Annotated in this window: 24 protein-coding genes; 15 read left to right on the top strand and 9 right to left on the bottom strand. The window is 62.8% G+C overall.

All coding sequences use genetic code 11. The annotated features are described in order from the left end of the window. Positions 1 to 324: 324 nt before the first annotated feature. The 3 genes from XH85_RS24710 to XH85_RS47425 all read right to left on the bottom strand — a co-directional run bounded on the left by XH85_RS24710 (position 325) and on the right by XH85_RS47425 (position 3,102). The gene (locus XH85_RS24710; protein WP_128933881.1) at positions 325 to 1,755 is read right to left on the bottom strand and encodes a DUF1254 domain-containing protein; all 1,431 of its coding nucleotides are present in this window, start codon (positions 1,753 to 1,755) and stop codon (positions 325 to 327) included. Between the two features lie 146 nt (positions 1,756 to 1,901). Beyond that, entirely contained in the window at positions 1,902 to 2,570 is a 669-nt protein-coding gene (locus tag XH85_RS24715; RefSeq protein ID WP_245473409.1) for a hypothetical protein, read from the bottom strand. 136 nt (positions 2,571 to 2,706) lie between these two features. Further along, on the bottom strand, positions 2,707 to 3,102 hold the full coding sequence (locus tag XH85_RS47425) for a helix-turn-helix domain-containing protein (protein WP_338025548.1): 396 nt from the start codon (positions 3,100 to 3,102) through the stop codon (positions 2,707 to 2,709). 190 nt (positions 3,103 to 3,292) lie between these two features. Here XH85_RS47425 and XH85_RS24725 point away from each other — a divergent pair, with 190 nt between their 5' ends. The 4 genes from XH85_RS24725 to XH85_RS24740 all read left to right on the top strand — a co-directional run bounded on the left by XH85_RS24725 (position 3,293) and on the right by XH85_RS24740 (position 6,436). Then, positions 3,293 to 4,339 carry a helix-turn-helix transcriptional regulator gene (locus tag XH85_RS24725; protein ID WP_128933882.1) on the top strand — a complete coding sequence of 349 codons (1,047 nt, stop codon included), beginning with the start codon at positions 3,293 to 3,295 and terminating at the stop codon, positions 4,337 to 4,339. 91 nt (positions 4,340 to 4,430) lie between these two features. Next, positions 4,431 to 5,258, top strand: a complete 828-nt coding sequence (locus tag XH85_RS24730; RefSeq protein ID WP_128937409.1) for a hypothetical protein — start codon at positions 4,431 to 4,433, stop codon at positions 5,256 to 5,258. A 419-nt stretch (positions 5,259 to 5,677) separates the two neighbouring features. Continuing rightward, positions 5,678 to 5,869 (top strand): hypothetical protein, encoded by a 192-nt coding sequence (locus tag XH85_RS24735; RefSeq protein WP_128937410.1) that lies wholly within the window; start codon positions 5,678 to 5,680, stop codon positions 5,867 to 5,869. A gap of 249 nt (positions 5,870 to 6,118) precedes the next feature. Beyond that, positions 6,119 to 6,436: a DUF1476 domain-containing protein gene (locus tag XH85_RS24740; protein ID WP_164940130.1), complete on the top strand. Its 318-nt coding sequence runs from the start codon at positions 6,119 to 6,121 to the stop codon at positions 6,434 to 6,436. A 19-nt stretch (positions 6,437 to 6,455) separates the two neighbouring features. Here the strand turns inward: XH85_RS24740 and XH85_RS24745 are convergent, their stop codons facing one another. Beyond that, positions 6,456 to 7,046: a TIGR00645 family protein gene (locus tag XH85_RS24745; RefSeq protein WP_128933884.1), complete on the bottom strand. Its 591-nt coding sequence runs from the start codon at positions 7,044 to 7,046 to the stop codon at positions 6,456 to 6,458. Between the two features lie 222 nt (positions 7,047 to 7,268). Here XH85_RS24745 and XH85_RS24750 point away from each other — a divergent pair, with 222 nt between their 5' ends. Then, complete coding sequence (locus tag XH85_RS24750; RefSeq protein WP_245473411.1) at positions 7,269 to 7,502, top strand: hypothetical protein; 234 nt, start codon at positions 7,269 to 7,271, stop codon at positions 7,500 to 7,502. Positions 7,503 to 7,535: 33 nt separating this feature from the next. On the opposite strand, the gene XH85_RS47430 is transcribed toward XH85_RS24750, so the two are convergent. Continuing rightward, on the bottom strand, positions 7,536 to 7,664 hold the full coding sequence (locus XH85_RS47430; protein WP_256465491.1) for a hypothetical protein: 129 nt from the start codon (positions 7,662 to 7,664) through the stop codon (positions 7,536 to 7,538). Positions 7,665 to 8,471: 807 nt separating this feature from the next. Between XH85_RS47430 and XH85_RS24760 the strand changes: the two genes are divergently transcribed. Beyond that, a complete protein-coding gene (locus XH85_RS24760) occupies positions 8,472 to 9,407 on the top strand; it encodes a septal ring lytic transglycosylase RlpA family protein (RefSeq protein ID WP_128933886.1) in 936 nt (311 codons plus the stop codon). Here XH85_RS24760 and XH85_RS24765 read toward each other — a convergent pair. Further along, positions 9,401 to 10,357: an alpha/beta fold hydrolase gene (locus XH85_RS24765; RefSeq protein ID WP_128933887.1), complete on the bottom strand. Its 957-nt coding sequence runs from the start codon at positions 10,355 to 10,357 to the stop codon at positions 9,401 to 9,403. The two genes, XH85_RS24760 and XH85_RS24765, sit on opposite strands and share 7 nt — an antisense overlap. 154 nt (positions 10,358 to 10,511) lie before the next feature. Between XH85_RS24765 and XH85_RS24770 the strand changes: the two genes are divergently transcribed. From XH85_RS24770 to XH85_RS24810, 9 genes are all read left to right on the top strand, one after another. Then, entirely contained in the window at positions 10,512 to 11,771 is a 1,260-nt protein-coding gene (locus tag XH85_RS24770; protein ID WP_164940131.1) for a D-alanyl-D-alanine carboxypeptidase family protein, read from the top strand. 2 nt (positions 11,772 to 11,773) lie between these two features. Next, on the top strand, positions 11,774 to 12,460 hold the full coding sequence (gene tmk / locus XH85_RS24775; protein ID WP_128933889.1) for a dTMP kinase: 687 nt from the start codon (positions 11,774 to 11,776) through the stop codon (positions 12,458 to 12,460). Further along, complete coding sequence (locus tag XH85_RS24780) at positions 12,457 to 13,503, top strand: DNA polymerase III subunit delta' (RefSeq protein ID WP_128933890.1); 1,047 nt, start codon at positions 12,457 to 12,459, stop codon at positions 13,501 to 13,503. The genes tmk and XH85_RS24780 overlap by 4 nt, the downstream gene beginning before the upstream one ends. 99 nt (positions 13,504 to 13,602) lie before the next feature. Next, on the top strand, positions 13,603 to 15,570 hold the full coding sequence (gene metG / locus XH85_RS24785; protein WP_128933891.1) for a methionine--tRNA ligase: 1,968 nt from the start codon (positions 13,603 to 13,605) through the stop codon (positions 15,568 to 15,570). A 13-nt stretch (positions 15,571 to 15,583) separates the two neighbouring features. After that, positions 15,584 to 16,372 (top strand): TatD family hydrolase, encoded by a 789-nt coding sequence (locus XH85_RS24790; RefSeq protein ID WP_128933892.1) that lies wholly within the window; start codon positions 15,584 to 15,586, stop codon positions 16,370 to 16,372. Then, positions 16,369 to 17,166 carry an MBL fold metallo-hydrolase gene (locus XH85_RS24795; protein WP_128933893.1) on the top strand — a complete coding sequence of 266 codons (798 nt, stop codon included), beginning with the start codon at positions 16,369 to 16,371 and terminating at the stop codon, positions 17,164 to 17,166. The genes XH85_RS24790 and XH85_RS24795 overlap by 4 nt, the downstream gene beginning before the upstream one ends. A gap of 210 nt (positions 17,167 to 17,376) precedes the next feature. Continuing rightward, positions 17,377 to 17,925, top strand: coding sequence for a TRAP transporter small permease (locus XH85_RS24800; RefSeq protein ID WP_245473404.1), 549 nt, complete (start codon positions 17,377 to 17,379; stop codon positions 17,923 to 17,925). 2 nt (positions 17,926 to 17,927) lie between these two features. Further along, a complete protein-coding gene (locus tag XH85_RS24805) occupies positions 17,928 to 19,241 on the top strand; it encodes a TRAP transporter large permease (protein WP_128933895.1) in 1,314 nt (437 codons plus the stop codon). A gap of 37 nt (positions 19,242 to 19,278) precedes the next feature. Continuing rightward, positions 19,279 to 20,256, top strand: coding sequence for a TRAP transporter substrate-binding protein (locus tag XH85_RS24810; protein ID WP_128933896.1), 978 nt, complete (start codon positions 19,279 to 19,281; stop codon positions 20,254 to 20,256). A gap of 534 nt (positions 20,257 to 20,790) precedes the next feature. On the opposite strand, the gene XH85_RS24815 is transcribed toward XH85_RS24810, so the two are convergent. From XH85_RS24815 to XH85_RS24825, 3 genes are read right to left on the bottom strand one after another with little or no spacing between them, the layout of a single operon-like run. Then, positions 20,791 to 22,440, bottom strand: a complete 1,650-nt coding sequence (locus tag XH85_RS24815) for an acyl-CoA synthetase (RefSeq protein ID WP_164940830.1) — start codon at positions 22,438 to 22,440, stop codon at positions 20,791 to 20,793. A gap of 21 nt (positions 22,441 to 22,461) precedes the next feature. Beyond that, complete coding sequence (locus tag XH85_RS24820; RefSeq protein ID WP_128933898.1) at positions 22,462 to 24,351, bottom strand: TRAP transporter large permease; 1,890 nt, start codon at positions 24,349 to 24,351, stop codon at positions 22,462 to 22,464. A 15-nt stretch (positions 24,352 to 24,366) separates the two neighbouring features. Continuing rightward, positions 24,367 to 25,386: a TRAP transporter substrate-binding protein gene (locus XH85_RS24825; RefSeq protein ID WP_128933899.1), complete on the bottom strand. Its 1,020-nt coding sequence runs from the start codon at positions 25,384 to 25,386 to the stop codon at positions 24,367 to 24,369. Positions 25,387 to 25,539 lie beyond the last annotated feature (153 nt).

Consider the following 25,539-nt stretch of genomic DNA (forward strand, 5'->3'; position numbering starts at 1 on the left):
CTCTTCCAGCCGTGTTGCTCCGGCACCACGCTGCGCGGCTGCTCCACATGTGGTTGTCATAGATATGCCATGTATGCGCTGACCCCTCGACATGATCAGGCCGATGACGCCGGCGTTCTCTGCAAATATCGTGGTGGTCCCGGGCATCCCGAGCCTTAGCTGACTGCGTAGGCACTGAAATGATGGTGAATGCGGCCAGGATCGTTGTCGAACACCAGCTTGACTGTGCCACCGGGCTTGATCGTCTGGAATCCGTTCGGCGAGAACGGGCCAACGGCGGTCTATTCGCTCTGACAAACAGACCGCCGGCATGGGTTCATATTCTCAAGCCCCGACTTTCCTAGCGGCAGGAACCTTCCATGTGCCGTTGATGATGGAAGGATTCGTTTCCCTCGGCCAATACATGCGCAGCATGAGTATGAAATCCCCCTCGGGCGCCGGCAGCCAATTTGATTCCTTGTCCTTGCCCGGGGAGTCCTTCTGGATAAAAAGATCGGTCGAGCCGTCAGCGTTTTTCTTCAGATCTTCGCGAGCGCTGATTGAGTAGCGGTTGATCGGATTCTTCACGAAGAAGTAGCCGCTGTCGTACATGGTCAGCGACCAAAACCCTTCCGCGGGAGGCAGGTGGCCCTTGGGAAACCGCATGACGTACTTGTTGGCGCCATTGTATTTGCGACCGTCCGCATCCTTTTGCGAGGTCGGGTAGACCGCATCCTGCGGACGGTTGGCGCCAAGTCCAATCGCGGTCACCAGCGCCCGCACCAGATAATCGGTGCCATAGATACCGGTTTTCGTCGTGAACGCGAAGCCGTTCTCGTCCGTGATCGCCTTGTTGACCTTGAACTGAAGCATGATCCTGTCGAACGACACCTCAGGGACGCGCCGCAGAAAATCCGCATTCAGCTTCTTCTCGTCGAAATCCTGTCCGGGGACGATGCCGATGCGGGCAAATTTTGCAAGCTGGGGTGCGTCCGCAGCGCTCGGCGGGTTGGTCTTCATCAACTCGCACAGCAGCTTAAAGTACGAGACCGCGTCCATGCGATTGACTTGCTCGCGCACCGCCGTCTTCATGTCGATCGACGGATCGACCTTTCCGGGCGGTGGCGTGTACGGTTTACCATAGGCGCTGAGCGGAACGAGCTTGCACTCATCCTGCAGCTTGTGCACGGCGGCGTAATCTTCCGGTGTGCCGGTGCAATAGATGCGGCCGAGCAGCCACACGATGCTCGTGGGCGATTTGTACTCCTTCACGCCGGCCGGCAGCGTGCCTTTCCAACCTGGCCCAGTGATCGCGTAAGTCTGCGCACCGGTGCCGGTGGTGCGCTTGCCCGGGACCTGGAACACCGTCGTCCAGCCGTCCAGCATCGGCATCAGGAAGTAGCGCCCCTTCATGTCGGGGATACTGAGGACCCAGGGTTCTTTCCCGACATCGAAGAAGGACGTCGTATACAGGGTATCGGCGTTCGGCGCGGTGACGTCCCGGAAGGATGCGTCAGGATATTGGCGCAGCTTGATAATGTGGCCCATCGGCCCCCGCGTTCCCACCGGTTCGGCAACGTTGGTGATGATCCGGCGCGTCATCTCCATCGTCACCAGGGGATAGCCGAAAATGTAGGCGTCGCTCGCGAGCCAGAAATCCTCCAAGCCTTCCCCGACGCCAAGAAACGAGTCCTGGGCGAGTGCCGATCGTGCAGAGGCCGCTCCTGCCAGCAGCCCCATTCCGCCAAATGCAAGGGATCGACGAGTGATATCCATGGTGTTTCCCTTTCAAAATAATTCACAACTCACGGGCAGCAACTTTCAGAGTTGACGGAAAGACGACGGCGATATCGCGTGACGAAGGTCGCCCCGAAGGACTGTGCATTGCTGAACCGGCTTCGATGCCGTCAATCTCCGTTGGCTCAATAGCAAGGCGGATAGGGATAGTACCCGCATCGGGGTGCGTAGTAGGGATAGGCCGCAGCTCCAACCGCGGCGGCAGCTCCCGCATAGGCGGCGCCACGGTAGAACGCGCCGCGCCAAGCCGTCCGGCGCGCGACACCGGCAAACGACAGCGGTGTGAACGGCCGGCCGATGATGTCGATGAAGACCGAAGCCGGTCCGTCGGCGCCCGCAAGATCGCCTTCGAGCACGTCGACATCGAACGTCAGCTTGTCGGCCTCCAGTTTTGGCGATTTGAGCACCACGACGGCATCGGCCACCGACGACCCATCTTTCCTGAACCCGGACACGGTGGCGTTCGGCGGATCTTTCGCGAAGTTGTCGCTGCCGTTGCCCCAATCCTCGACAATTCGTGACGTAAGATCGTGCCCGGCCGCCCGAACAGGTCGATCGGCAAATACAATTGCATTCGGCGAAATTCCCATCAGCACGAGCTTGCCGTCCTTCAGGCTCGCACCGCGCGAGTTCAGAACAAAGAGAGACGGGACGACTTCCGGCTTCGCCTGACCTATGGATTTCTCGAGCGGAACGTGCGGCTTGTTCTCGGGTGCGGATTGAGCAAAAAGCTTTTGGGGAAAGGCCAACAGCCCGGCGGCGCAAGCAGCGATCAAAGCCAAGCGAAGCGTCATGTTAGTGCCCTCCTTGCAGGCTGGTTGTTCTTCTTCGATGAGCTTCAATTCAGGAAGCAGCTTCGCTACGCATTTCGCGCCAATCCAGATCGCGCGTCTTGCCATTTCGCGCCAAACATCGTGAATAGTTCAGCGATCAATCACGCCAGGTTTTCTGCGCTGACATCCCACTCTTTCCCTTACGTACGAGTTGCTGCTGTCTGTAAATGACAGGTTGGATTTTCATCAAACGTACAAAGGTGCGGCTGAAGCTGCTCGCGTTGCTATACCCGAGAAATTTAGCGATATCCGACAGGGGCTTGCGTGAGTCGACGAGCAAGTGGCAAGCGATGTTCAGGCGAACCTCTGCAAGTATCTCGCTGTGACTTGTGCCCATACGCCCAAGGTGACGCTGCAACGTGCGCGAGCTGATTTTGAGAGAGCGAGCGGTACTATCAAGGGTTGCGTCACCGTGTCGCAGTGACGCGTCAATGGCGGCGCGGACCGCTTGGAAAGAAGGTAACCGAACAGCTCTCATCGCCGCGAAGCCCATGCTCCTGCAAGAGAAAGCGCTGCATTAATTCTAAAGGCGTGCCGACGACGAATCTGGCCATCAGCCGCCAAAGTTTCTCATTCAAATGAATTTGGTCGGGAGCGTGAGCAGGCCTGTCCTAAAGGACAGGGGCGGGGAGGTCGTTGCCCCGCTAGGCTGCGATCACGGCAAGCTTGTTGGGTAGGCAGCAATGACCGCAATTCCATTGACCCGTTGTCAATTTCTCATTCCATTTGCCGAGATTCATTCAGAGATCGGCGGGCCCACTGCGACCCTTCTCGCCAAGTTTAAGTTGCCGACGTCGCTGCAGGAAAAGGCAGACCACTACGTGCCGCTGCTGCCAGCCGTTCGCTTCGCGACGGCTGCGCAGCAAACGCAGGGATTGTCGGAGATCGCCTTTCGAGCAGCCCAGAGGCTTTCATTCGATCATCTGAGCGACGCGATGCGCGTTCGAATCCGTCATTCACCGACCTTGTTGGCCGCTCTCGAGCAGATGTGCAAATGGGCGCCGGTTGAAGATACAAGTCTTCAGCTATGGCTGGAGCCATGCGACGCAAGCGTGAAAATTTGCAGCAGGATCGCTGGAACGCAAGGGATCTCCGATCTTGAGATATCCCAATGGCTTCAGAACGTATTCGTCCTGCACATCGTCCGCCAGTTCGCTGGCGCGAACTGGATGCCCAAAGTGATTGCGTTTGAAGCAAATTATAAACCGAGCATTGAGGTTCAATCGCTTTGGCCGCACACGCGCTTCATGTCGGGACAGAAGGCGTCATGGATCGAGGTGCCGTTGCAGTTTTTGAGCCTTCCGAATGGGGATGCCGCCCGATCGAAGTTACCGGAAACCGAGAGGCAGCCGTTCGGCGATGACATCGTCAGCGTTCTCAGGTTGGCTCTGCCGTCCTACCTTGACGAGGGCGGCCCGACGATAGCCCAGGCGGCCGAAATGGCTGCCTTGAGCGTCAGGAGCCTCCAGAGGAAGCTCGCGTTGGCGGGGCTCACATACTCCGGTCTGCTAGAGCAGGTCCGCTTCAACAATGCCGTCAAGCTCCTGAGCAGTACCGAAACCAAGATCATCGACGTGGCATTTTCGTCGGGCTACGCCGATCCTGCCCATTTTGCCCGTGCTTTCCGTCGAATCTCCGGCTGCACTCCACGCGAGTTTCGCGAGAGAGCAAGAAGCGGACAAGCTGAGATCGATCACAACTCCACGCGATCGAACGATGATCGTCTCTAGAGAAGAGTCGCGCTTGCGCGCCTCTCTCCGTAGAGGCGCAGAGTTTTCGGGCTTCAGATCGATTTTGAGAGCCGGACTGTCCGCGACATTGATGTTCCCGACTGGGACGGCTCTTAGCGCAAACGATGACGACGTCGCTATCAAAGCACCGGTGCCAGCGATCTATCTCGACCTAAGAACGATCTATGCGCAGGTTCCAGCAGGGTCGCTTGCATTCGGCTTTGGCCATCCAACGCTGTTCAATGCGTTGCGAACGTTTGATGCGGCATTTCCGACCAGCCTGCCAGCGGCGAAATCTCTCAACGTGGATTTTCCCCTAACGGTCGACGTCACCGACAGCGTCTCGTTATATACCGGCGTCTCCGGCAATTCGACGGAGTTCGGAGGCGCCGGGTGGTCGTCCTTTCAAATCACGAGCTGGAACATCGGTATCCAGGCGGATGTTTATCAGCAGAACGGCGGGCTCTTTCCTACCGTGACGCTGCAATCGACCTTCACACAGTCGATCCCCAACGGCCCGCTGACCACGACGTCCTTCAACAACATTCTCGAATTCGATTACGCCCTCGATCCCGACGAGACCAGAGGGTTGCTCGCTGGATTCCAATACACGCGCACTGACGTTGCCGACAAGCTGGTGAAAATCAACCCAAACACGATCGCCTATATCGGCGGCTACTATCAATGGCCGAACAATTGGAAGTTCACCGGGCGAGTGGGCGTGCAATCCTTCCAAGGTGCGCAGCTTGTTAGCCTTGCGTCGATTCAGCCCTACACACAAGCGATTGTGCGGCTCGATCTCGATCGCATGGACGATAACGACAATCGCTTGTTTGGTGTCACGGCCGAAATCATGTGGGTACCGAAGCCCGCGTATCAGCTGACGGTTAGAACGCCGTTGTATGCGGTTCGCAATTAGGCGCGCCTTGATCCCAGATATCCCGGTCTTTTTGCTGGATCAACGCGCAGCGCGTCTACAGCTTGACGCCAAATTTCAGTTTCGGCCGCATCGCGACCACCCACCATGGTATTTTCCTCCGACGAGACGATCTTCGCTCGCTCGTCTCTCGTCCTGGCGCCGTGAAGCAATAACGTCCTGAGGTTCCGGCGCGTGCAACGTCTAGCAGCCTCATCAGCTCATATTTCGATTTTCCGAAGATGGCGGAATGCCACTGTTTTGCCCGACGGGTCAACCGGCTTTGGCGCGAATGCAAAAGTCGTTGTGCCAACAAGACTTAGCTACTGTGCATGGGGTTGTTTTCGCAAACTTTGGTGGTCAGCACCTGCGCTTCAGCTCGAACATGCGGAACTTTTTCCTCGTCGCCACGTTGTGTCGCCATGAGTGAAGAGCTTTCCTTCCGACGCAAACCCCTGACCCCCGAGCAGCGCCAGGCGCGCGATGCGGCGCGCCGGATCGAGGCCGAAAAGGCCATGCGCGATCATGAAGAGGCGCAGAAGGCGTTTTACGCCAACAAGGAGCGGCTGAAAGCCGAACGCCTCGCGCGCGAGGCGGCCGCGGCGAAAGGCTGACCAAACGCGGTCGGCGCTGACAATCTCCTAGATCGATCTTTCGACCGACGCCGGCGGCTCATGCCGGTTGGCGTGCCCGTCGCGTCTCAAGACCAGCTTGCGCGCGCCCGGTCGCGCGCCCATCGGCGGGCTTGACGGCGTTTGCGTTTCGGGAGGAAGCTTCGAATGATCCTCAATTGACGTGAATGACGGAGACGTTCGCTCCCAGCCAGTCCGACCCCTTCAGCGAAAGCGAGAATGGAGCTGACCATGACCACGTTCGACAAGCGCGAGCAGGGCTTTGAAGCAAAGTTCGTCCACGACGAGGAGCTGATGTTCAAGGCAACGGCCCGGTCCAACAGGCTGCTCGGGCTCTGGGCCGCAAGCCAGCTCGGCCTCAGCGCCGACGAGGCGGCAAGCTACGCAACTGCGCTGGTCACGGAGAATCTGGAGAGGCAGACGATCGACGACATCGTGAGTAAGGTGTCAGGCGATCTCGCCGCCAAGGGCGTTGCGCGCGAGCAGGTGGCGCAGAAGCTTCTGGAGTACCTCCGCCAGGTCATGCAGCAGCTCGAAGCCGACAAATAGCAAGTTCGGTCGTTGCGCCTCATTCGGCGTGCTTGCGCGCGCCGGAATCACCGAGCTTGTCGACGTAGGCGATGCCGAGCGCCGAGACAATGAAAGTGATGTGGATCAGCACCTGCCACATCACGCCGTTCTCGGTGTAGGTGGCACGGTTCGAGCCGAGATTGCCGGCCTCGATGAAGGTGCGCAGCAGCGCGATCGAGGAGATGCCGATGATGGCCATGGCGAGCTTGATCTTCAGCACACTGGCATTGACGTGGCCGAGCCATTCCGGCTCGTCGGGATGACCCTGGAGGTCGAGCCGCGAGACGAAGGTCTCGTAGCCGCCGACGATCACCATCACCAGCAGGTTGGAGATCATCACGACGTCGATCAGCGCCAGCACGCTCATCATGATCTGCTGCTCGGTGAGGTCGAGCGCGTGCCAGGACAGATGCCAGAGCTCCTTGAGGAACAGCGCGATGTAGACGCACTGCGCCACGATCAGTCCGAGATAGAGCGGCAGCTGCAGCCAGCGCGAGCCGAAGATGATCATCGGCAGCAGGCCCAGGCGCGGCGAGGGCGGACGGGCTTCGGTGCGCAGTTCAGATTGGAATCCAGTCTCAACCGACATTCAGGCGGCATCCTCGCATCGAGATGATCTCGCTGCCATGTAGCCCGGCAAGATGGCCGGCGGAAGACGGGGCGCGCTACTCGCTATCCAGGGATCGCGCCATTTCGTGCTACGGTGCCGGTCGGCCGTCGCGCGGCGGCCAGGATCGGGATCAAGATCGGGAGGCGGGGCGTGTTTCGCAGCAGGAAATGGGCGGGCGGGATCGCGCTCGTTGCCGCGATCATGGCCGGCTCCGGCGGCACAGAAGTCTCGGCAACGCCGCTGACCCCGTTCCGCTACGAGGCTCAGGCGCAGCGCCATTGTCCGCACGATCAGGTGGTCTGGCTCGATTTCAAGAAGGGCGTCTACTACACCAGGGGTCAGAAGCGATATCGCCAGGGCTTTGACGGTAGCTTCGTCTGTCTGAGCGAGGCCCGCGACGGCCGCTATCGCCGCTCGCTGTTGGGTCTGCGCTGAGCGGCGCGTGACCGGGGCTCGACGGCGAGCCGGTTATTTCCGGCTCGGCAGCTTCACCGGCACGTGCGGGGAGGTGCTGATGACCCGGGGACTTCCGTCGGGATAGGTGCGATCGCCGCGGATCAGGGATTCAAGAACCAGGAAAAACTTCTCGGCAAGCATGTGAGTCACCCTCGTCGGTGATGGCCTCTTGAAAATAAGTCGAGGCGCCGAAGGCGGAAATTCAATCAACTAAACGGGAGCGGGACAATCCGGGCAAACACCTGTTTGCAGCACGGCATGGTCGTCGTCGGGAAAGTGCGAAGATCTCGTCCGAGATCAGCCGAAGGCCAGGGCCACAAGGCCCGAGCAGAGCAGGACCAAGCCGCCTGCGGTCAATGCCAGGAAGCCATCGGATACGAGGTCATGGTTGCGCATGGGACACCTGCCGCTCTCGTCCTCGATGCTCGATCGGATCGATTAAAATTGTCCGAACGGGCCGCCTTGAAAGAGGTGATGCTTGCCGCCCCGCGCGAGTGCCTTCAGGCCCTCGTGCGGTAACCTTCAAACGCATGGGCCAGGAAGATCCCCGCGCTTACCAGACCCATCAGTGCCGAAACCGTCTCGATCATCGTTAAATTCCACATCCCGCCCTTGCATTCGAGAGAACGCGTGCGGCCTTGCACAGTCAAAAGAATTTCGGTGAGCGGCGTGACAATGGGGGTGGAGTGAGGATTTGGCGCAACAGAATGTCCAGCCTTGGCACAGAGCAGGGCGCCCGCGCTCCGTAGATCAACGGAGGCGAGCGAACGTCCCGTTTACCATCCCGGCGTGATCGCCGTGGGCTCCCCATTTCCGCCGTGTTCGGGTTGCGTTATCGTTACCGCTTCCGATGCGGTGGTGGGCCGCCTCGGATTACAAGGACGGGACGGCGCTCCCCGCGGCTAAAGCGGGATGGGTACGCGCCCGGCGAAATGGTATTTGGGGCGAATGGGGATCCGACGGTCAGATTCGGTTTTGCGGGCCGCGCGCGGTGTTGCGGCGCTCGCGACCTGCCTTGCGCTCGCCAATTGCGCCTCCTCGAACAAGTTCGCCAGCCGCGTCGATCCGAAATACGGGGTGTCCTCGAGCCCCCGGGTCGTGGCCTGGGGCGACCCGGTCCCCAAGGGGGCGGGCACCTACCGCGTCGGCAGGCCCTATGTCGTGGCGGGCCGGACCTATGTGCCGGAGGAGGATGTCAACTACCGCGCCGAGGGCATGGCGTCCTGGTATGGCGATGATTTCCACGGCCGCCTGACCGCCAATGGCGAAGTGTTCGACATGGCCTCGCTGACCGCGGCGCATCCGACCCTGCCGATGCCGTCCTACGCGCGGGTGACCAATATCTCGAACGGCAAGTCGCTGATCGTCCGCGTCAATGACCGCGGGCCCTATCACGGCAACCGGCTCATCGACGTCTCGAACAAGGCCGCCGAACTCCTTGAATTCAAAGGCAATGGCGTCGCCAAGGTCCGGGTCGAATATGTCGGCCGGGCGCCGCTCGAAGGCTCCGACGATCGCCAGCTGATGGCGACCTTGCGCACCGGCATCCCGGCGCCGACGCCCTCGATGGTCCGGGTCGCTTCGGCCAAGCCTTTCGTGCCGGAATTGCCCGCACCGAGCCGCGGTGCCATTCGCGGCGAGGTTCCGATGCCGGAGGGGCGGCCCTACAACCTCGGCAACAGCTCGGCTGACATGGCTTCGCTCAATGCGACCTCGGAAATGTCGGCCTCGAGCCGCAGTCGGGGCCGGGCGCTACACAACGCGCGGGCCGTGTCCTATGACGAGGACGGCCGCTACGCGACCGAGAGCGCTCCGTCTGCCGCCTACACCTCGGACGGCGCGGCCGAGGCCCGCAGCATCCTGAGCGGTCGCGGTCTCTACTGAGACGCGCTTTCCTTCAAGAACGTCACCAGCGCCGCATTCACCTCCTCGGGCCGCTCCTGCTGTACCCAATGGCCGGCGCCTTCCAGGATCAGCTTGCGCTTCAGATTGGGCAGCACGCGCTCGAGCTCGTTGACGCGCTTGGCCCCGATCAGGCCGGTGATGACGGCGTCTTTGGAGCCGGCGATGAACAGCGAGGGCTGATGGATCTGCGCATCCTGCCAGGGGGCCGTCAGCTCCCAATTGCGGTCGATGTTGCGGTACCAATTCAACCCGCCGCGGAAACCGGACTTGCGGAAGCACTCGGTGAAATAGGCGAGATCAGCCTCGTTCAGCCAGCCGGGCAGCGGCCCCTCGGCGCCCGCATGGCCGAGAAAGCCCTTGCCCTCCTGCACGAACATGGCTGCCGAGGGATCGGCGAGGCCGCGGCCGCCAAGCACGATGCGCATGGTGCGGGCGACGTCGCGCTCGAGCTCGGCTTCGGCGACGCCGGGCGTCTGGAAATACTGCCAGTAGAAATTGGTGATGCCGCCCTGGCGCAGCAGGTCGAGCGGCTTGCCGCGGCCTCGGAACGGCGGCGGCACGCTCAGGCCGGCGACCGCCGTGAAGATATCTGGGCGGAACAGCGCCGCGTGCCAGGCGACCGGTGCACCCCAGTCGTGGCCGACCACCATCGCCTTGCTCTCGCCCAGCGCCTGTACGAGGCCGACGACATCGCCGACCGTGTCGAAGATGGAGTAGGCGGCAACATCAGCCGGCGCCGCGCTCTGGCCATAGCCGCGCATGTCGGGGGCGACGACGTGAAACCCGGCCTCTGCCAACGCCGGGATCTGGTGGCGCCAGGAATAGGACAGTTCCGGCCAGCCATGGCACAGCACCACCAGCGGCCCCTGGCCGGCCTCGCGGATGAAGAGCTCGACCCCGTTTGCCTTGATCATCCGGGTTGAGGACATTCGCTTTTCCGCCTTGTTTCAGGGGTTTGGTCGGGAAATATAAGATGCCACGATAGGGGCGCGAGGAGAATCGTGCAATCTCAGGGACAAGCGTCCAGCTCCGTGTTGTTCGCATCTGTTCCAACTGCTAGAACGCCGCTCTCAGGGCTTGGCCATGGCATTTCGTCCTTCTTTGCTTCGTCGCTCCCGGTTCACCGCCGGTGCGCTGGCGCGCGGGCTGATCGCGGCGGTTCTGGCCGCGGCCATCGGCTGGGGCGGGGCGCTCTACGCCGCCAACCAGAGCGTGCAGGGCGCCAAGAAGGAAGACACGGGCTTCGACGGCGACGCCCCGACCGCGATCCTGATGGAGGCCTCCTCGGGCAGCGTGCTGTTCGAGAAGAACGCCGACGAGCTGCGCGCGCCCTCCAGCATGATGAAGCTGATGACCGCGGAGGTCGTCTTCAACGCCATCAAGAAGGGCGACATCAAGCTGACCGACGAGTACCGGATCAGCGAGAATGCCTGGCGCAGGGGCGGCGCGCCCTCGGGCGGCTCGACCATGTTCGCCGCCATCAACAGCAAGGTCTCGGTCGACGATCTCCTGCATGGGGCGATCATCCAGAGCGGCAACGATGCCTGCATCGCGCTCGCCGAAGCCATGGCAGGCAACGAGCGGATTTTCGCGGCCGACTTCATGACCAAGCGCGCGCGCGAGCTCGGCCTCACCAGATCGACCTTCGCCAACTCCAACGGCTTGCCCGATCCCGGCAACAAGATGACGGTGCGCGAGCTCGGCATCCTCGCCCGCCACATCATCCTGGACTTCCCCGAGTTCTACAAACTGTTCGGCGAAAAGGAGTTTACCTGGAACAAGATCCGCCAGCCCAACCGCAATCCGCTGCTCAATTCGATGGAAGGCGCTGACGGTCTCAAAACCGGCTACACCAAGGAAGGCGGCTACGGCATGGTGGGCTCGGCCGTGCAAAACGGCACGCGCCTGATCGTCGTGGTCAACGGGCTCGACGATCCCGAAGACCGCGCCACGGAAGCCAAGAAGATGCTGGAATGGGGCTTCCGCAATTTCGAGACCCGCGTGCTGATCGCGGCCGAGCAACCCGTCGGCTACGCCAAGGTGTTCGGCGGCGAGAGCCGCTCGGTCAAGCTCATGGCCAAGACGCCCGTGAAGGTGATGGTGCACAAGAACGGCAGCGACAAGCTGATTGCCCGCATCGTCTATAGCGGCCCGGTGCGCGCGCCGGTCGAAGCCGGCCAGAGGGTCGGCGTGGTCAAGGTCTGGCGCAGCGGCGCCATCGCGGTGGAGACGCCGGTCTATGCTGCCGAAGCGATCGGCACCGGCTCGACCATGCGCCGCGCGATCGACGGCGCCAGCGAGCTCGTGATCGGCATGTTCCGCGCGGGCGCCGAGAAGCTCTGACCATGAGTAAAAGCCCGGTACGGTGGCCGTCTGGACGCGGACGCTTCATCACCTTTGAAGGTGGCGAGGGGGCCGGCAAGTCGACCCAGATCAAGAAGCTGGCCGACCGTCTCAAGGCGGCAAGGATGCGCATCCTTGTCACGCGCGAGCCAGGCGGCTCGCCGGGCGCCGAGATCATGCGTCATCTGGTGCTGTCAGGCATGGGCAAGCTGCTTGGACCCGAAGCCGAGACGCTGCTGTTCGCTGCTGCCCGCGACGATCACGTCCGCACCGTTATCCAACCCGCGCTCAGCCAAGGCATCTGGGTGCTGTGCGACCGCTTCGCCGACTCGACGCGGGCCTATCAGGGCAGCCTCGGCCGCGTGCCAGACGGCCTGATCAACGCGATGCAGCGGGTCACGATCGGCGATCTCAAGCCGGATCTCACCATCATCCTCGACCTGCCGGTCGAGATCGGCCTGCAGCGTGCCGCCGCGCGCCGCGGCAGCGCCACGCCCGACAGGTTCGAGGGCGAGGATCTCAAGTTCCACCAGGACCTGCGCGACGCCTATCTCAAGATCGCCGCGGAAGATCCCGCGCGTTGCGCGCTGATCGACGCCAATTCCGATCCCGATACGGTTGCCGGGCGTGTCTGGACGGCGCTGCGCGAACGTCTCCTTCCCACGCCCTCTTCGGTGATTTCCGCATGAGTCCGCGTCAGACCGAGCGCGAAACCGCCATTGCTCATCCGCGCGAGACGTCGAGGCTGTTCGGGCATCGCGACGCCGAGACGGCGCTGCTGACTGCCTATCGCAGCGGGCGCATCCCGCATGCCTGGCTGATCGGCGGGCCGCAAGGGATCGGCAAGGCAACGCTGGCCTACCGCATGGCGCGCTTCGTGCTCGCCCATGGCCAGCCGCTGGCGCCGTCCGTGCAGCACGCCCAAGACCTTGCGATCGATCCCGAGGACGCTGTGGCGCGGCAGGTTGCGGCGAGCTCGCATGGCGGCCTGTTGACGCTCGAGCGCACCGCGAACGACCGCGGCGTGATGCGCACCGTGATCACCGTCGACGAGACGCGCGAGACGATCGGCTTCTTCGGCTCGACGGCCGCCGCCGAAGGTTGGCGCGTCTGCATCGTCGATACCGTCGACGAGCTCAATCCAAACGCGGCCAACGCGCTGCTGAAAATCCTCGAAGAGCCGCCGCAGCAATCGCTGTTCCTGCTGGTGAGCCACGCACCCGCACGCGTGCTCGCCACGATCCAGTCGCGCTGCCGCAAGCTGCGCCTGCGTCCGCTCGTCACGGACGACGTGATCGGTGCTGCGGCTTCGGCGGCCGACCTCGACCCGAACGATCCCGCCCTGCGCGAAGCGGCGGAGGCCTCCGAGGGCAGTGTAGCGCGGGCGCTGACGCTGCTCGGCGGTGATGCGCTCAAGCTCCAGCAGCGCACGGCAGCAATGCTCGCGCGTTTGCCGCAGGTCGATCCGCGCGAATTGCACACGCTCGGCGATTCGCTTGGCACCAGCGACCGCGTCGCGCTTGCCGCCTTCATCGACGGTATCGACCGCTGGATCGCCGAGCGCCTGCATGCGGATGAAGCCAATGCCAACCAGAACCTGCCGCGCCTTGCGCGGCTAGCTGAGGTATGGGAAAAGATCGTCCGCGCCGCGCGCGACACCGAAACCTACAATCTGGAGCGAAAGCCCTTGGTTTTCTCGGTGTTCGGCTGGCTGGCGGACGCAACGCGCTAGAGCATGATCCGGAAAAGTGCGGAGCGGTTTTCCGAAAAGATCATGCAACCTGACGCAGGTTCGTTTCCAAATTTTGAGAAGCCGGTAAAGGAATTCGTCGTGGCAACGCGAGCTAAGAAAACCGCCAAGGGCAAGAGCAGCAAGAAGAAGGCTGCAAAGGTGCTTGCGCGCAAAGCTGCCAAAAAGACCAAGAAGGCCGCCGCGAAGAAGGGCGTGAAGAAGAGCGCTGCGAAGACGGCAAAACGGGCTGGCAAGAAGGCTACCAAAAAGCAGGTCGTCGCCAAGAAGGCGGTGAAGAAAGCGGCCAAAAAGCCAGCCACGGCTCCAGTGAAGCCAGCCAAGGCTCCAGCGAAGAAGGTGGCCAAGAAGGCGAAGGTGACTGCGCCTGCCGCGATCGCAGCGCCGGCTCCTGTCGTCGCGCCACCGAAGGCTGCGAAGCCCAAGGAATCGAAAAAGGCGCCGCGTGCCCCGAAGCCCGCCATAGTCGCCGCTCCGCAGGCCACTGCTCCGGTCGCCGCCCCCGCGCGCGACAACGTCTTCTACATCACGACGGCGATCGCTTATCCCAATGGCAGCCCGCATATCGGCCACGCCTATGAAGCGATCGCGACCGACGTGCTGGCGCGCTTCGCGCGGCTCGACGGCAAGGACGTGTTCTTCCTGACCGGCACCGACGAGCACGGTCAAAAAATGGTTCAGACGGCCGCCGGTGAGAACATGTCCGTCTCCGCGCTCGCGGCGCGCAACGCCGGCCGCTTCAAGGAGATGGACGAGCGTCTGAACGTGTCATTCGACCGCTTCATCCGCACCACCGAAGAGCAGCATCATCGCTCCAGCCAGGAGATCTGGCGACGCATGGAAGCGAACGGCGACATCTATGCCGACATCTATTCGGGCTGGTACTCGGTCCGTGACGAGGCGTATTACGCCGAGGACGAGACGCGCCTGAACGATGACGGCGTACGGCTCGGACCGCAGGGTACGCCGGTCGAGTGGGTCGAGGAAAAGAGCTATTTCTTCCGCCTGTCGGCGTACCAGGACAAGCTGCTCAAGCTTTATGCGGATCATCCTGATTTCATCGGGCCGGACTCCCGCAAGAACGAGGTGGTAAGCTTCGTCAGAGGGGGCCTGCGCGATCTCTCGATCTCGCGCACCACCTTCGATTGGGGCGTGAAGGTGCCCGGCGACGAAGAGCACGTGATGTATGTCTGGGTCGACGCGCTGACCAACTACATCACCGGGGTCGGCTTCCCCGACGAGAGCGACAACAGCTGGCGCTATTGGCCGGCCGACGTGCACATCATCGGCAAGGACATCATCCGTTTCCATGCGGTGTATTGGCCGGCGTTCCTGATGTCGGCAGGCATTCCGCTGCCGAAGCGGGTCTATGCCCACGGCTTTCTGTTCAACAGGGGCGAGAAGATGTCGAAGTCGGTCGGCAATGTCGTCGACCCCTTCAACCTCGCCGACCAGTATGGCGTCGACCAGATGCGTTATTTCTTCCTGCGCGAGGTGCCGTTCGGCCAGGACGGCAATTACAACCACGAGGCCATTGTCGCGCGCATCAATGCCGATCTCGCCAACGATCTCGGCAACCTTGCGCAACGCTCGTTGTCGATGATCGCCAAGCAGCTCGGCGGCGTGCTGCCGGAGCCTGGCGAGTTCAGCGACAACGACAAGGCGATCCTTGCGATGGCCGACGGCATGATCGCCACGTCACGCGAAGCAATGGCGACGCAGCAGATCCATCACTGGCTCAACGCCGTGTGGGCCGTGGTCGCGGAGGCCAACCGCTATTTCGCGGGCGAGGCGCCGTGGGCGCTCGCCAAGACCGATCCTGTCAGGCAGAAGACCGTGCTCTATGTCACCGCCGAAGTCGTGCGCCAGATCGCGATCCTGGCCCTGCCGGCGATGCCGACCGCCTCGGGATTGCTGCTCGACAGCCTCGGCATCCCCGCAGCCGAGCGCAACTTCGCGGCGCTCGGTGGCACCTCGCGCATCGCTCCGGGCTCGACGCTGCCGGCGCCGAAACCGGCGTTCCCGCGCTACATCGAGCCGGCGGCCTGAGGGCGGTCGCGCGATGCTGGTCGACAGTCACTGCCACCTGGATTTTCCAGACTTCGCGGAAGATCTCGACGGGATCGTGTCGCGTGCGCGTGCGGCCGGCGTCAAGCGCATGGTCACGATCTCGACGCGGGTGGGGAAGCTGAACGATCTCGTCAGGATCGCCGATCGCTATGACGATGTCTATTGCTCGGTAGGCACTCATCCACATAACGCGGATGAGGAGGATGGCATCGCGCCGGATGAGCTGATCGCGCTGACGCAGCATCCCAAGGTCGTCGCGCTCGGCGAAGCCGGGCTCGATTATTTCTACGACAACGGCTCACCGGAGGCGCAGGCGAGGGGCTTTCGCGCCCACATCGCCGCCGCCCGCGCCACCGGCCTGCCGCTGGTGATCCACACCCGCGAAGCCGACGAGGATTGTGCCCGTATCCTGGAAGAGGAGGTCGGACGCGGATCGTTTCGCGCGGTGCTGCATTGTTACACCGGCGGGCGTGAGCTCGCGCTGAAGGCGGTTTCGCTTGGGCTGTATATCGGCTTCACGGGTATCCTGACCTTCAAGAAGTCGGACTCCCTGCGCGCGCTTGCGGCCGAACTGCCGTCGGACCGTATTCTGGTTGAAACAGACTCGCCCTATCTTGCGCCCGGAAAATTCCGCGGCAAACGCAACGAGCCGGCCTATGTGGTCGAGGTCGCAAAGGTGCTCGCTGAGGCGCGCGGCGTGTCGTTGGATGAGATCTCGCGCCAGACCACCGAAAATTTCTTTCGTCTGTTCTCAAAGGTGAAGGCTTCAGGAGACGCATGACGCTGACGCTGACGATCCTGGGCTGCGGCTCATCCGCCGGCGTGCCGCGCCCGGCGCTCGGCTGGGGCGCCTGCGATCCCAACAATCCCAAGAATCGCCGTCGTCGCTGCTCCCTGCTGGTCGAACGAAAATCCGAGCACGGCACCACACGCATCGTGATCGACACGTCGCCGGACCTGCGCGAGCAGTTGCTTTCGACCAATGTCGACCACATCGACGCGGTGTTCCTGACCCACGAGCACGCCGATCAGACCCATGGCATGGACGACCTGCGCTCGGTCGTCATGCATATGCGACGCCGCATCCCGACCTACTTCAACCTGTCGACCGCCAAGGACATCATGGCGCGGTTCTCCTACTGCTTCATCTCGCCGGAGGGCAGCGACTATCCGCCGATCCTGACGCGGCATTCGATCGAGGCGGGCGAAAGCCAGACCATCCTGGGGAAGGGCGGCGCGGTGACGATGGCCGCCTTCCTGGTGCAGCACGGCAACATTCCCGCGCTCGGCTACCGCATCGGGGATGCCGCCTACACACCAGACCTCAACGACATCCCGCGCGAGAGCTGGGGCGCATTGGAAAATCTGGACCTCTGGATCGTCGACGGCCTGCGCTACACCAGTCATGTCAGCCATTTCAGCATCAACGATGCGCTGTCGTGGATCGAACGTTTCAAGCCGAAGCGTGCGGTCATCACCAACATGACCGCCGACGTCGATTACGAGGTCATCAGGCAGTCGCTGCCTACGGGCGTGGTACCGGCCTATGACGGGCTGCGGCTGGAGACGCAGTAAACCCGCGGTGGAAATTCTCCTGCCAGGCGGCATACTCCTTGCTTGCGCCGGCCCCATCATGTTGATCTAACGTCTGAAAGACAGGCGTTTGACAGGGCGATATTCAAGCAGGGCCGGCAGCTGATGTGCAATCGCCGGGTCGGTTGAATCGCCTCAGTGCGAGGATGGGGATTGCGTTTGGCAGGCGACGATGTAGCGGCTCAGGGACTGGTGCGACGCGCTCTGGATCTCCTCTATCTCGGCGCGGGCTACGCCGCGGGGGTCTTCCTGGTTGCGATCTTTGCAATCATGATGGTCATGTCGGTCGGGCGTCAGTTTGCGATCAACATTCCCGCAGGTGACGATTTCGCGTCCTGGTGCATGGCTGCAATGGCTTTCCTCGGTCTCGCGCACACCTTCAAGCGCGGAGAGATGATCCGCGTCGGCCTGCTGCTGGAGCATCTGCACGGGCGGACCAAGCAGGTCGCGGAGATAGTCGCGCTGGGCATCGCCACCGCATTCATCCTCTACTTCACCCGGCATGCCGTGCAGATGACCTACGATTCCTGGCGCTTCAACGACGTGGCGCAGGGCGTCGTCGCGCTTCCACTCTGGATTCCGCAGCTCGGCTTTGCCGGCGGCCTTGCGATCCTGTCGATCGCGCTGATCGATGAAATGGTCAATGTCGTCGGCGGCAACCGGCCGAGCTACGAGAAGGGCTCGCCGGACGAGACGCCCGACGAGTTCATCGAGCGCATCTCGCAGGGCGGCGGAGGTTGACCATGGCCAATCTCGGCATGATCGAGCTGTCGTTCGTCCTGCTCGGTGTCATGATCCTGCTGCTGGGCAGCGGCGTCTGGATCGCGGTCTCGCTCGGACTGGTCGGCTTCGTGGCGATGGCGCTGACCACGAGCCTGCCACTCGGCTCGGTGCTTGCGACCACCACGTGGAGCGCAAGCTCGTCCTGGACGCTGGCCGCGCTACCGTTGTTCATCTGGATGGGAGAGATTCTTTTCCGCACCAAATTGTCGGAGGAAATGTTCCGCGGTCTGTCGCCCTGGGTGCAGTGGCTGCCGGGGCGGTTGACGCATGTGAATGTGATCGGCTGCGGCATCTTTGCGGCGGTGTCGGGCTCGTCGGCCGCGACTTGTGCAACCATCGGCAAGATCGCGCTGCCGGAACTCGACAAGCGTGGCTACGACAAGAGCCTGAGCCTCGGCTCGCTCGCGGGCTCCGGCACGCTCGGCCTCTTGATTCCGCCCTCGATCCCGATGGTGGTCTATGCGGTCACGGCGAATGTCTCCGTGCTTCAAGTGTTTCTCGGCGGCTTCCTGCCGGGCGTGCTCGTGATTGTGCTCTATTCCGGCTACATCATCATCTGGTCGCTGCTCAACCCGAAGAAGATTCCGCCGCGCGATCCGCCGATGCCATTCCGGCAGAAGCTCCGCGAGTCGGGCAAGCTCGCGCCCTGCCTGCTATTGATCCTGGCGGTCTTCCTTTCGCTCGTTCTCGGCTTTGCGACAGCGACCGAATGCGCCGCATGGGGTGTCTCGGGCGCGCTGCTGCTGGCGTGGTGGAGCGGCACGCTCACGCGCAAGAACTTCCTCGAGAGCATCATGAGCGCGACGCGCCTGACCTGCATGATCATGCTGATCTTGGCAGGCGCGGCCTACACCACGGCTGCGATGGCCTATACGGGTATCCCTGCGGCGCTCGCCACCTGGGTCCAGGGGCAGCAGCTCACACCAAGCATGCTCGCCCTCTATCTCAGCATCATGTACATCATCCTGGGATGCCTGATCGACGGCATCTCGATGATCGTCCTGACCGCCGTCATCGTGCTGCCCATGGTCAAGCAGGCCGGCCTCGATCTGGTCTGGTTCGGCGTCTATCTCATCATTCACGTCGAGATGGCGCAGATCACGCCGCCGGTCGGTTTCAACCTGTTCGTGCTTCAGAACATGAGCGGCCGCGATACGTTCACCGTCGCGCGGGCGGCATTTCCATTCTTCATTCTGCTGCTGGCTGCCGTGTTCATCATCACGGAGTATCCGCAGATCGTGATGTTCTTGCCCAAGCTTGCTTTCCCAGACTGACGTACCGCTTTTCAAATTGACTGTGAGGAGAAGCCCGATGATCTCTCGTTTAGTCCGCGCATCCTTGATCGCTGGCGTCGTGATGGCCGCGACACCTGCTTTGGCCCAGACCAAATGGAATTTGCCGGCAGCGTATCCTGCCGACAATCCGCACTCCGAAAATCTGGTCGCCTTCGCCAAGGACGTCGAGGCCGCCACGTCCGGCAAGCTCCAGATCACGGTTCATCCAGGCGCCTCGCTGTTCAAGGCGCCCGACATCAAGCGCGCGGTGGTGACCGGGCAGGCGCAGATGGGCGAGGTGCTGCTGTCGATCCACGAGAACGAGGACCCGCTCTTCGGTGTCGACGTCGTGCCGTTCCTCGCGACCAGCTTCCCCGACGCGATGAAGCTGTATCAGGCCTCCAAGCCTGCAATCGCCAAGAAGCTCGATGCGCAGGGTCTCAAGCTGCTGTTCGTCGTGCCGTGGGCGCCGCAGGGCGTCTATGTCAACAAGCCGCTCGCGACCATCGAAGACATGAAGGGCTTGAAGTGGCGCGCCTACAATGTCGGGACCGCGCGCATCGGCGAGCTGGTCGGCGCGCAATCGGTCACGATCCAGGCTGCCGAACTGCCGCAGGCGCTTGCGACCGGCGTCGTGAACTCCTTCATGTCGTCGGGCGGCACGGGCTATGATGCGAAGGCCTGGGAGTCGCTCAAATACTTCTATGACGTGCAGGCCTGGATTCCGAAGGACTACACCTTCGTCAACAAGGCCGCGTTCGAGGCACTCGACAAGCCGACGCAGGAAGCCATCCTCAAAGCAGCCGCGACGGCGGAAACGCGCGGCTGGAAGGCCTGGCAAGACAAGAGCACCTGGTACATCGAACAGCTCAAGGCCAAGGGCATGACGGTGGAGCCGCCGAGCCCCGCGCTGAAGGCCGGCTTCCAGAAGATCGGTGAGCAGCTCACCGCCGACTGGCTCAAGAAGGCAGGGCCCGACGGCCAGGCGCTGATCGACGCCTACAAGAAGATGTGAGACTGGCGATGCCTTCCGCTCACCGCTTTCCGGCGCGTGGGCGGAAGTCTTCTCCTCGATCTCGCGGCAGCCTCACCATGCGTAACTCAGCATGGTTTTGCCGGTATAGGCTCGACACTTCGCTGTCGAAGTTCGCCGTGGCGGACCAGCCGTTGAGGTCGCGCAGCTCGATTGCAACGCCCGTGAGCGCCCGCGTTCGGCGCCAGTACCACCGACGATGACGCCTTGGCCGGGCAGGGACTGGAACGCAGCTGGGATCGATTGTCCCGCGCTGAAATCATGCGCCCAGGCGAGCCGACCGCGCAGGTTCAGCGCGCTTCCCCAAGGCAAAGGACGTGCTCGTGCGCAGGCCGAGCTCGGTGCGGCTGTCCGTGAAGCCGTCGCCGGCGGAATCGCAAATGCGTCTCTAACGTTTTCCAATCTTTTCCTGTCGTGTCTCGACATCGTCGAGGCTGCGCGTTCGGTTTCCGACAACGCACAATCGCCGCGCAAAGGCAGCTTATGTTTCCAGATATTTCTGAAGCCTCGATCGGCTCAGGCCGAGATCGCCTTCGCTGATCCGACTTCGTTGCGCAGTAGGAATTTCTGGATCTTGCCGGTCGAAGTCTTCGGGATCGGCCCGAACACGACCGCCTTGGGCGTCTTGAAGCCGCTCATCTGCGATCGGCAGAACGCGATGATCTCGGCTTCGCTCGCGCTGGCGCCGTCCTTCAGCTCGACGAAGGCGCAGGGCACCTCGCCCCATTTCGGATCGGGCTTGGCGACCACGGCGGCGAACAGCACGGCCGGATGCTTGTAGAGGATGTCCTCGACCTCGACGGAGGAGATGTTCTCGCCGCCGGAAATGATGATGTCCTTGGAGCGGTCCTTGATGATGACGTAGCCGTGCTCGTCGAGCACGCCGAGGTCGCCGGTGTGAAACCAGCCGCCCTCGAAGGCTTCCTTGGTCGCTTTCTCGTTTCTGAGATAGCCCTTCATCACGATGTTGCCGCGGAACATGACCTCGCCGATGGTCTCGCCGTCGCGCGGCACCTCTTGCATCGTCTGCGGATTGATGACGGTGACGTCTTCCTCGAGCGGGTAGGGCACGCCCTGCCGGCGCTTCATGCGCGCGCGTTCAGCGGGCGGAAGCTCGTCCCATCCGGGCTGCTCGGCGCAGACGGAGGCGGGGCCGTAGACTTCGGTCAGCCCGTAGACATGCGTCAGCTTGATGCCGATGCTTTCGGCGCCTTCGAGCACGGCGACCGGCGGCGCGGCGCCTGCGATCAGACCGACGACGCGACGGGCGGCGTTGCCTTTGGGCGCATCGGGCGCGTTGATCAGCGTGTTGTAGACGATCGGTGCGCCGCACATGTGGGTGACGCCGTGCTGTCTGATCAGCTCGAAGATTTTGGTCGGCTCGACCTTGCGCAGGCACACGTTGGTGCCAGCGGCCGCCGCCACAGTCCAGGGGAAGCACCAGCCGTTGCAGTGGAACATCGGCAGCGTCCAGAGATAGACCGGATGCTGACCGAGATTGCCGGCGAGGATGTTGCTGACGGCGTTGAGATAGGCGCCGCGATGATGAGTGACGACGCCCTTGGGATTTCCTGTGGTGCCCGAGGTGTAGCTCAACGCGATCGCGTCCCATTCGTCCGCAGGCAGGACCGCGGTGAAGCTCGGATCTCCTAGCGCGAGCGCCGCCTCATATTCGATCTCGCCGATGCGCTTGCCGCCCTTGAAGGCCGCATCGTCGACGTCGATCACGAACGGCTTTGGCCCGGTCATCTGTGCGAGTGCGTCGGTGATGACGCCGGAGAATTCCGGATCGACCAGAATGATCTTGGCCCCGCCATGGTCGAGCTGGAACGCGATCGAGGGCGCATCCAGGCGGATGTTGAGTGCGTTGAGCACGGCGCCCGTCATGGGGACGGCGAAGTGCGCCTCGTTCATCGCCGGAATGTTCGGCAGCATCGCCGCCACGGTGTCACCGACGCCGATACCCTTGCCCGCCAGATAAGAGGCAAAGCGGCGGCAGCGCTCGTGAGTCTGCGCCCAGGTGAAGCTGCGGCCCTCATAGACCGTGCTGACAAGATCGGGATAGACTGCGGCGCTGCGCGCGAGGAAGCTCAGCGGGCTCAGCGGCACATAGTTGGCGGGGGTCTTGTCGAGGCCGATATTGTACTGGTTCTGCCGCTCACTCATCGACATCCTCCTGAAAACGCCTCAAAGGAATCCGATCGAAATCCAGGGGAAGATCGCGACGATGATCAATCCCACCAGCAGCGCCAGCAGATAGCCCCAGATCGGCCTGATGCCTTCGGCCGGATCGACGCGTCCGATGGCGCAGGCGGCATAATAGCCGACGCCGAAGGGCGGGGCGAATAGCCCGATACCCATGGCCAGAATGATCACCATGGCGTAGTGCACCTCGTGCACGCCGACGGCACGGGCGATCGGAAACAGCAGCGGCCCGAACAGCACGATCGCCGGAATGCCCTCGAGCACGCTGCCGAGAATGGTGAAGGCCAGGATCGAGACGGCGATGAAGGTTGCGGCTCCCCCGGGCAACCCTGTCATGGCCGCCGCCAGCGAGCGCGAGAAACCTGATTGCGTCAGGCCCCAGGCCATGCCGGTGGCGGTGCCGATAATAAGCAGGATAGCGCCCGACAGCGCTGCGGTCTCGACCAGCATCGGAAACAGCCGTCGCCAGTCGAAGCGGCGGTAGACGAGGAGGCCGACCAGGGCGCCGTAGACGATGCCGATGGTGGAGACTTCGGTGGCGGTCGCGATGCCCTCGACCACGGCGTAGCGGATCACGAAGGGCAGCGCGAGCGCAGGCAGGGCGACGATGAAGGTCTTGCCGATCTCGGATGCCGTGGCGCGGCGGACGTGGCTCATGTCCACGTGGCGGTAGCGCCACCACACCAGCATGCACAGCGTGATCGCGAGCACCACGCCGGGCAATAAGCCCCCGGTGAATAGCGCTGCGATCGACACGCCCGTGACCGAGCCGATCGTGATCAGCACGAGGCTCGGCGGAATCGTCTCGGTCTGGGCACCCGTCGCCGCAAGAAGCGCGACGAGATCGCCGGGCTTGGCGCCGCGCTGCTTCATTTCTGGGAACAGCACCGGTGCGACCGCCGCCATGTCGGCGGCCTTGGCGCCGGAGATGCCGGAGACCAGGTACATGGCGCCGACCAGCACGTAATGCAGGCCGCCGCGGACATGCCCGAGCAGGCTCGCCAGGAACGCCACCATGGCCCGCGCCATGCCGGTCATCTCGATCAGAAGCCCCAGGAACACGAACAGCGGCACCGAGAGCAGGATGAGGTGGCTCATGCCCTCGTCCATCCGCCCGACCAGCACCATCACGGGCGTTCGCGTGGTCAGCGCCAGATAGCCGAAGATCGCGAGGCCAAAGCCGAACGCAATGGGAACGCCGGCAAAGACGCAGAAGCCGGCGACGCCGACGAAGAAGATGACGAGGTTGAGATTGCCGAGCGGCCGCAGCGACGGCTCCGCCAGCCAGAATGCGCCGATCAGGACCGCAACAGACAGCACGGCGGCCGCAACCATCCGGTAATCGGCGGCGCGCAGCAGCCGCAGCAAGGCGAACGCCGCCATCAGGCTGATGCCGGCCGGCAGCGCGGCAGCGCGCCACATATTTGAGATCTGCAGCGCCGGTGTGGTGATGTAGCTCTCTTCGTAGGCATAGTCGCAGGACGGCCAGACGATCAGCGCCAGGAACGCCAGCGCCGCGCAGGTTGCGACCAGATCGAGATAGGCCCGCATCGCCGGCGTGGCGCTGGCCACCACCGCAGTCATGCGCATGTGCTCGGAGCGGCGAAACGCGACCGCCGCACCCAGCATGGCGAGCCACAGGAACAGGATCGAGGCGAGTTCGTCCGACCAGATCAGCGGCCGGTGCAAGCCGTAGCGCGCAACCACGCCGGCAAACAGGATCACGATCTCGGCGACGACCAGGATCGCCGCCGGGATCTCCATGAGGAGGCCGAGTGCGCGCTCCGTTGAGGTCAGCAATGAAGGTCGGCGAGGGGACTGAACAGTCGCCTCGCCCGCCACTTCGATCACCTCGACCTCGACATGAGCCATGACGGCCCCAACACGTTACGACAGCTTGCCCACCGCCTTTTCCAGGAGGTCCCAGGCCTGATCGCCGTATTTGCCCTTCCACTCGGCATAGAAGCCGGCGGACCGCAGCTTGTCGCGGAACGGCGCCACGGCCGGCTGGTTGAAGGTCAGGCCCTTGGTCGCGAGCTCCTGCTGGAGGTTGGCGTTGAGCTTGGCGGTATCCGCGCGCTCGTTGACCGCGGCGGCGTTGATGTTCTTGGCGACGATGGTGCGCACGTCCTGCGGCAGCTTTTCCCAGGCTCTGCGGTTGGCCAGGAACCAGAAGCCGTCCCACATGTGGTTGGTCAGCGAGCAGTACTTTTGCACCTCGTAGAGCTTTGCGGTCGAGATGATCGCCAGCGGATTCTCCTGGCCCTCGACGATCTTGGTCTGGAGCGCTGAATAGACCTCGCTGAAATTGATCGAGGCGGGCGCCGCATCGAACGCCTTGAACATCGAGGTCCACAGCGGCGACACCGGCACGCGGATCTTGAAGCCCTTGAGATCGTCCGGACCGGTGATCGGCTTGGTCGACGACGTGGTCTGGCGGAAGCCGTTGTCCCAGATCTTATCCATGACCTCGAGGCCGGCCTTCTTGATCTCGCCGCGGACATGGGCGCCGAGATCGCCGTCCATGGCCTTCCAGACCGTGTCGTAGTCCGGGAACGCGAAGCCGATGCCGTTGATGGACGCCGCCGGCACCAGGGTCGACAGGATCAGGCCTGACAGCGTGAAGAACTCGACGCCGCCGGAGCGGATCTGGCTCAGCATGTCGGTGTCGGAGCCGAGCTGGTTGTTCGGGAAGATCTGGAGGTCGAACTTGCCGTTGGTCTCGCTCTTGATCGCGGCCGCCATCTCCTTGGCGCGCACGTTCAGCGGATGAGTGTCCGGCAGGTTGTTGGCGTATTTGTAGGTGAACTCGGTGCTCTGGGCGCGGGCAACATGGGGCGCACCGAGGCCGCCCAGAACCGCGGTCGCGGCGGAGGCCTTGAGAAGCGTGCGTCGGGAAAAGCTCATGGGTCTGCTTCCTCGGAAAGTTTGTTGTTGTTCTGAGATGCAAACCTATACGGACGTCAGGTCAGAAGGTCATCTGCGATCTCGCGAGGCCTCGCTTATTGCAGCCGGACAAGGTCACGGCAATATCGGCTTTCGGAGAGATGGGCCGACAAA

Source organism: Bradyrhizobium zhanjiangense, assembly GCF_004114935.1.
In the GTDB taxonomy this organism is placed as follows: domain Bacteria; phylum Pseudomonadota; class Alphaproteobacteria; order Rhizobiales; family Xanthobacteraceae; genus Bradyrhizobium; species Bradyrhizobium zhanjiangense.

Coding starts and splice junctions, on each gene's coding strand:
- XH85_RS24710 (WP_128933881.1), bottom strand. CDS start 1,755: ATGGATATCACTCGTCGATCCCTTGCATTTGGCGGAATGGGGCTGCTG.
- XH85_RS24715 (WP_245473409.1), bottom strand. CDS start 2,570: ATGACGCTTCGCTTGGCTTTGATCGCTGCTTGCGCCGCCGGGCTGTTG.
- XH85_RS47425 (WP_338025548.1), bottom strand. CDS start 3,102: ATGGGCTTCGCGGCGATGAGAGCTGTTCGGTTACCTTCTTTCCAAGCG.
- XH85_RS24725 (WP_128933882.1), top strand. CDS start 3,293: ATGACCGCAATTCCATTGACCCGTTGTCAATTTCTCATTCCATTTGCC.
- XH85_RS24730 (WP_128937409.1), top strand. CDS start 4,431: ATGTTCCCGACTGGGACGGCTCTTAGCGCAAACGATGACGACGTCGCT.
- XH85_RS24735 (WP_128937410.1), top strand. CDS start 5,678: ATGAGTGAAGAGCTTTCCTTCCGACGCAAACCCCTGACCCCCGAGCAG.
- XH85_RS24740 (WP_164940130.1), top strand. CDS start 6,119: ATGACCACGTTCGACAAGCGCGAGCAGGGCTTTGAAGCAAAGTTCGTC.
- XH85_RS24745 (WP_128933884.1), bottom strand. CDS start 7,046: ATGTCGGTTGAGACTGGATTCCAATCTGAACTGCGCACCGAAGCCCGT.
- XH85_RS24750 (WP_245473411.1), top strand. CDS start 7,269: ATGGCCGGCTCCGGCGGCACAGAAGTCTCGGCAACGCCGCTGACCCCG.
- XH85_RS47430 (WP_256465491.1), bottom strand. CDS start 7,664: ATGCTTGCCGAGAAGTTTTTCCTGGTTCTTGAATCCCTGATCCGCGGC.
- XH85_RS24760 (WP_128933886.1), top strand. CDS start 8,472: ATGGGGATCCGACGGTCAGATTCGGTTTTGCGGGCCGCGCGCGGTGTT.
- XH85_RS24765 (WP_128933887.1), bottom strand. CDS start 10,357: ATGTCCTCAACCCGGATGATCAAGGCAAACGGGGTCGAGCTCTTCATC.
- XH85_RS24770 (WP_164940131.1), top strand. CDS start 10,512: ATGGCATTTCGTCCTTCTTTGCTTCGTCGCTCCCGGTTCACCGCCGGT.
- tmk (WP_128933889.1), top strand. CDS start 11,774: ATGAGTAAAAGCCCGGTACGGTGGCCGTCTGGACGCGGACGCTTCATC.
- XH85_RS24780 (WP_128933890.1), top strand. CDS start 12,457: ATGAGTCCGCGTCAGACCGAGCGCGAAACCGCCATTGCTCATCCGCGC.
- XH85_RS24790 (WP_128933892.1), top strand. CDS start 15,584: ATGCTGGTCGACAGTCACTGCCACCTGGATTTTCCAGACTTCGCGGAA.
- XH85_RS24795 (WP_128933893.1), top strand. CDS start 16,369: ATGACGCTGACGCTGACGATCCTGGGCTGCGGCTCATCCGCCGGCGTG.
- XH85_RS24805 (WP_128933895.1), top strand. CDS start 17,928: ATGGCCAATCTCGGCATGATCGAGCTGTCGTTCGTCCTGCTCGGTGTC.
- XH85_RS24810 (WP_128933896.1), top strand. CDS start 19,279: ATGATCTCTCGTTTAGTCCGCGCATCCTTGATCGCTGGCGTCGTGATG.
- XH85_RS24815 (WP_164940830.1), bottom strand. CDS start 22,440: ATGAGTGAGCGGCAGAACCAGTACAATATCGGCCTCGACAAGACCCCC.
- XH85_RS24820 (WP_128933898.1), bottom strand. CDS start 24,351: ATGGCTCATGTCGAGGTCGAGGTGATCGAAGTGGCGGGCGAGGCGACT.
- XH85_RS24825 (WP_128933899.1), bottom strand. CDS start 25,386: ATGAGCTTTTCCCGACGCACGCTTCTCAAGGCCTCCGCCGCGACCGCG.